This window comes from Streptomyces sp. NRRL WC-3549 (assembly GCF_000721935.1).
Lineage (GTDB): Bacteria > Actinomycetota > Actinomycetes > Streptomycetales > Streptomycetaceae > Streptomyces.
This window is the reverse complement of the sequence record NZ_KL585450.1, coordinates 38867-44045: the sequence shown is the minus strand read 5'-3', so window position 1 is coordinate 44045 and position 5179 is coordinate 38867. Positions and strand designations below refer to the sequence as shown.

The following is a 5179-nucleotide window of genomic DNA, read 5'->3' as shown; positions in this document are numbered from 1 at the left end:
GGTTGAAGGGGCGGTCACCGCCGCCGGAGCGGTAGCCACCGGAGGGACGCTCGTCACGACGGTCGCGGTTGAACGACGGGCGGTCGTTGTCACGACGCTCGAAGGAACGGCCACCACGGTCGTCACGACGGTCACCGCCACCGGAGCGGAAGCCACCGGAGGGACGCTCGTCACGACGCTCGCGGAACGCCGGGCGGTCGTTGTCACGACGCTCGGAGGAACGGCCACCACGGTCGTCACGACGGTCGTCGCGGCGCTCGAAGGAGCGTCCGCCGCGGTCGTTGCCGCCACGGTCGTTGCCGCCACGGTCGTTGCCGCCACGGTCGTTGCCGCCGCGGTAACCACCGCGGTCGTCACGGCGGTTGAAGTTGCCCCGGTCGTCGCGACGGTCGTCACGCGCGGCCGGCTGCTCCGGCACGGACACGGCGGCGACGAGCGCGGCCTCGGCCTCGGCGGCCACCTCGGCCACCGCGGCCTCCGGGTCGTCGCCCCGCTCGCGGGCGGCACGGGCGACCAGGCGATCGGCCTCCTCGCGCAGCTCGACGGCACGGCGCTGGACGCGCTCCAGCTGCTTGGTCAGGTCGGCGGCCTCGCGCTCGGCCTGCTTGGCGGCGTTGTTCGCGGAGTCGGCCTGGACCTCGGTGAGCGAGCGGGCACCGGTGATCTCGGCGACCTCCGGCTCGAAGACGCCCGCGCCCTGCACGATGTGGCGCGAGGCGTCGACGCCCGCGTCCTCCATGAGGCGGAAGATCTGACGGCGCTGGTGCGGCAGCGCCAGCGAGACGACGACACCGGACTTGCCGGCCCGGGCGGTACGGCCCGAACGGTGCAGGTAGTCCTTGTGGTCACCGGCCGGGTCCACGTTCAGGACCAGGTCGATGCCGTCGACGTGGATGCCTCGGGCGGCGACGTCGGTGGCGACGAGCGCGTTGACGTAGCCCTTCTTGAAGTCCTCCAGGACCCGCGTACGGGCGCCCTGGGTCATACCGCCGTGCAGCGCGTCGGCCTTCACGCCGGACTCGATGAGCTGCTCGGCGATGCGGTCGGCGCCCAGCTGGGTGCGGACGAAGATGATCGTGCGGCCCTTGCGGGCGGCGATCGCGGCCGTGACGGGGGCCTTGTCCTTCGGCTTCACGACGAGGACGTGGTGCGACATGGTCGAGACGTTGCCCTGGGCGCTGTCGACCTCGTGGGTGACCGGGTTGCTCAGGTAGCGCTTGACCAGCGTGCCGATCTCGTTCTCCATGGTGGCGGAGAAGAGCATGCGCTGGCCGCCGCCGGGGATCTGGTCGAGCAGCTCGGTGACCTCGGGGAGGAAGCCCAGGTCGGACATCTGGTCGGCCTCGTCGAGGACCGCGACCTGGACGTCCTCCAGGGAGCAGGCGCCCCGGTTGATGATGTCGCGCAGGCGGCCCGGCGTGGCGACGAGGACGTCGACACCGCGCTCCAGCGCGTAGATCTGGTTGCCCATCGACGTACCGCCGCAGACGACCTTCATCTTCAGGCCGAGCACGTCGCCGTACGGCTGCAGCGCGTCCGCGACCTGCATCGCGAGCTCACGGGTCGGCGTGAGGATGATCGCGCGGGGCTTCTTCTTCTCGGTGCGGCCACCGGCCAGCGCGGAGAGGGTCGGCAGGCCGAAGGAGAGCGTCTTGCCGGAGCCGGTACGGCCACGGCCCAGGATGTCCTTGCCGGCCAGGGCGTCCGGGATGGTCGCGGCCTGGATCGGGAAGGGGGCGGTCACGCCGTTCTGCGCGAGCTTGCGGACGATGCCCTCGGGCAGTCCGAGCGAGGCGAACGTGACGGTGGGCTCGGCGTCCTCGGCCGGAGCGGCCTCGGTGTCGACGGCGGGCTCGGTGTCGACGACGGGCTCGGTCTTCTCGACGGCGGGCTCGGCGTCGGCCGGAGCCTCGAAGGCCACGACGGCCTCGGCGATCTCGACGACGTCGGACTCGACGGCCTCGACGATCTCGGTGTTCTCAGGCAGGGTCGTACGGTCAGAACTGGAAATTGACATGCGAAATGCGAAACCTTCCGGAGTCTCGGCACGCGCCCGTAACTCCGTGATTCGCAATTTCGACCGCCTCAATGCGGTCCAGCCACGGCAAGGGAGAGTACGCGCCACACGGCGCTCTTCTGTGTCGGCGCCGGGCAATAGGATCAAACGATCTACTACCATACGCACCCTTCCCCCCTTTGTGCAAACCGGGCTTCCCTCGGCCTGCCTCACACCGGCGCGACCTGCGGTGATGCCGTCGGTGTGCGCAGCGACTCCGCCCAGCCGGAGCCCTGCGCCGTGTTGCTGCGGAACTGCGCGGCCGGGGAGGCCGACGGCTCCTCCGGCGGCTGCGAGGGCTCCGGCTCCGGAGCGGGCGGGGACGGCTCCGGGCTCGCCTCCGGGGGCCGCGGTTCGCCGGGGTCCGGGAGGCTGGGCTCGGGCGCGGGCGGGCCGCCGGAGTCCGGGCCCCGGCCCGGGTCCGGGTCCGGGTCCCGGTCCGGCGCGCCGGGGCGGGGCGCCGGACGGCTGCCGGACGGGGCGACCGACGGCGTGGGGCCGGAAGGGCGGGGCCCGGGGGCCCGCGAGGAGGCACCCGGCTCGCTCTGCGCGTGGGCGCGGCCGCCGCCCGTGCCGGCGTACCCGGTACCGCTCACGGTCTCGCCGTCCGGCTGCGGGACCGACCGCCCCGCCCGGTCGGCCGGGTGCTCCGGAGCCGGTTCCGCCGCGTCCTCGCCGACGCTCATGCAGGCGGTGGACGCGGCGATCGTCAGCGCGGTGACGGCTGCCCGGCGGACGCGGGCGGACAACTGGCGCACGAAGGCACCTCCGGAACGGGGAACGTGGGCGGGGGGAACGGCGGCCCGGCTGGGCGATGTGTCCAACTCCTCCGCACCCGCCGGGGACACGCCCGGACACAACTCCCCCACACGCCACCGCCCCTCACCCCGGCGCCGGCGCCCTCCGTCCCCGTGGCCGCCCGCTCAGCCGTACCCCAGCTCGTGCAGCCGCTCGTCGTCGATGCCGAAGTGGTGGGCGATCTCGTGGACCACGGTGATCTCCGTCTCGGCGACGACGTCCTCGCGCGTCTCGCACATCCGCAGCGTCGGTCCGCGGTAGACGGTGATCCGGTCCGGCAGGACCCCCGCGTACCACTCGCCGCGGTCGGTGAGCGGTGTCCCCTCGTAGAGGCCGAGCAGTTCCCGGTCCCCCGGGTCCTCCGGCTCGTCCTCCACGAACACCGCGACGTTGTCCATCAGCCGCATCAGCTCCGGCGGGACCCGGTCAAGAGCCAGGCTCACCAGCTCTTCGAACTCCTCGCGCGTCATCTCCAGCACCCGGCCATTGTCCCGTACGCCCGGCCGGCGGGGGCCGGTCCCGGGCGCACCGCCCTCCCCGGAGGCCGCCACCCGGCCCACCCGACCGGCGCCCGCCCGCATGTTCGCCCGGCGGGTGGGGCATACGCGCCCAATGGCCCGCCCTCCGCTCCGTGCCGCAGTCGCCCGCCTCCGCCCCCGCCGCCCCCGCACCCCCGTGACCTCGCTCACCGCCGCCCCGCGCCCCTGGGTGCGCGCGCTCGGTCTGGCGGCGGTCGTGGTGCTCGGGGCCTGGCTGGGACTGCTGGCCGTCGGCAGCGTGCGTACGCCGGTGGGGCCCATGGACACGACCATGACCCTGCGGCCCTCGGTGACGGGCGGCACCAAGATCAACGTGTCCCCGCTCGGCGCCCTGCACCTGGACTCCCACCACGCCCCGGTCCGCCTCGACGTGGACGTCGACCAGCTGGACCCGGAACGCTCCCAGGCCCTGGTCAAACACCCCGAACGCCTCTCCGGACTCCAGGACGAGGTCACCGGCGACGTCGCCGCGGGGACCCGGGAACTGGCGCTCCGCTCCTGCGTGGCCGTGGTCACCGGTGCGACGGCGCTCGGCCTGGTCGTCTACCGCCGGCCGCGCCGCGCCCTGGCCGCCGGGGGACTCGCCCTCGCGCTGCTGGCGGCGTCCGGCGTCAGCGCGTACGCCACCTGGAACCCGAAGTCGGTCCTGGAGCCCAAGTTCTCCGGGCTGCTCTCCAGCGCCCCCTCGGTCGTCGGCGACGCCCGCTCGATCGTCACGGACTTCGACGTCTACCAGCAGGAGTTGGCCCGCCTCGTCACCAACGTGACCAAGCTGTACGACGCCACCTCCACGCTCCCCGTCTACCAGCCCGACCCCGCGACCATCCGCGTCCTGCACGTCTCCGACATCCACCTCAACCCCGCCGCCTGGCACATCGTCCAGTCGCTCGTGGAGCAGTACGAGATCGACGTGGTCATCGACTCCGGGGACACCATGGACCACGGCACGGCCGCCGAGAACGGCTTCCTGGACCCGGCCCGCGACCTCGGCGCGCCCTACGTGTGGGTCCGGGGCAACCACGACTCCGGGGCCACCCAGAAGTACCTGGAGAAGCTCAAGAACGTGCACGTCCTCGACGAGGGCTCCACGGTGGACGTGGCCGGACTGCGGGTGGCCGGCACCGGCGACCCGCAGTTCACCCCGGACCGGGTGCGCCCCCGGGGCGGCGAGGAGGCCGAGCGGAAGGCGGGCAGGGAGCTGGCCGCGGCGATGCGCGCCCAGCGGAAGGCCGGCACCCCGGTGGACATCGCGGTGACCCACGACCCGACCGCGGCCCGGGAGACGGACGGCACGGTCCCACTGGTCCTGGCCGGCCACGTCCACCACCGGGTGAACGAACTCCTGCCCCTGGGTACGCGGCTGAAGGTCGAGGGTTCCACGGGCGGCGGCGGCCTGCGCGCCGTGCAGAACGAGAAGCCCGAGAAGGTCCGCGCCTCGGTGCTCTACATGGACCGCTCCACCCGGCATCTGCAGGCCTGGGACGAGATCACCCTGGGCGGGCTCGGGCTGACGACGGCCGAGGTCAGCCGCCATCTGCCGGAGGAGAACCTGTCGGAGTCCACGCCCTCCCCGGGCGCGCCCACACCCTCCCCGTAAACCGTTTTGGCGATAGCTCCTCCCATCCCATATGCTTCTCACGTCCCCGACGCGCCGGAAGGTGCGCAGGTGGGCCCTTAGCCCTCATCGTCTAGTGGCCCAGGACGCCGCCCTTTCAAGGCGGTAGCACGGGTTCGAATCCCGTTGGGGGCACGCTTTACCGTGTGCGAGACTCGTCTCGCACATTGC

Annotated in this window: 4 protein-coding genes and 1 tRNA gene; 2 read left to right on the top strand and 3 right to left on the bottom strand. The window is 73.0% G+C overall.

Annotated features, from left to right (window positions below):
* The 3 genes from IH13_RS0135390 to IH13_RS0135380 form a co-directional block, all read right to left on the bottom strand.
* The coding region (locus IH13_RS0135390; protein ID WP_031091139.1) for a DEAD/DEAH box helicase at nucleotides 1-2017 on the bottom strand (2017 nt) is incomplete at its 3' end.
* Nucleotides 2018-2226: 209 nt separating this feature from the next.
* Nucleotides 2227-2814: a hypothetical protein gene (locus IH13_RS0135385; protein ID WP_031091137.1), complete on the bottom strand. Its 588-nt coding sequence runs from the start codon at nucleotides 2812-2814 to the stop codon at nucleotides 2227-2229.
* Nucleotides 2815-2979: 165 nt separating this feature from the next.
* Nucleotides 2980-3333 carry a metallopeptidase family protein gene (locus IH13_RS0135380; protein ID WP_031091136.1) on the bottom strand — a complete coding sequence of 118 codons (354 nt, stop codon included), beginning with the start codon at nucleotides 3331-3333 and terminating at the stop codon, nucleotides 2980-2982.
* Nucleotides 3334-3466: 133 nt separating this feature from the next.
* On the opposite strand from IH13_RS0135380, the gene IH13_RS0135375 reads away from it, so the two are divergent.
* Both IH13_RS0135375 and IH13_RS0135370 read left to right on the top strand, forming a co-directional pair.
* Nucleotides 3467-4990 carry a metallophosphoesterase family protein gene (locus IH13_RS0135375; protein WP_031091135.1) on the top strand — a complete coding sequence of 508 codons (1524 nt, stop codon included), beginning with the start codon at nucleotides 3467-3469 and terminating at the stop codon, nucleotides 4988-4990.
* Nucleotides 4991-5070: 80 nt separating this feature from the next.
* Nucleotides 5071-5143: transfer RNA gene (locus IH13_RS0135370), tRNA-Glu, on the top strand.
* Nucleotides 5144-5179: the final 36 nt, after the last annotated feature.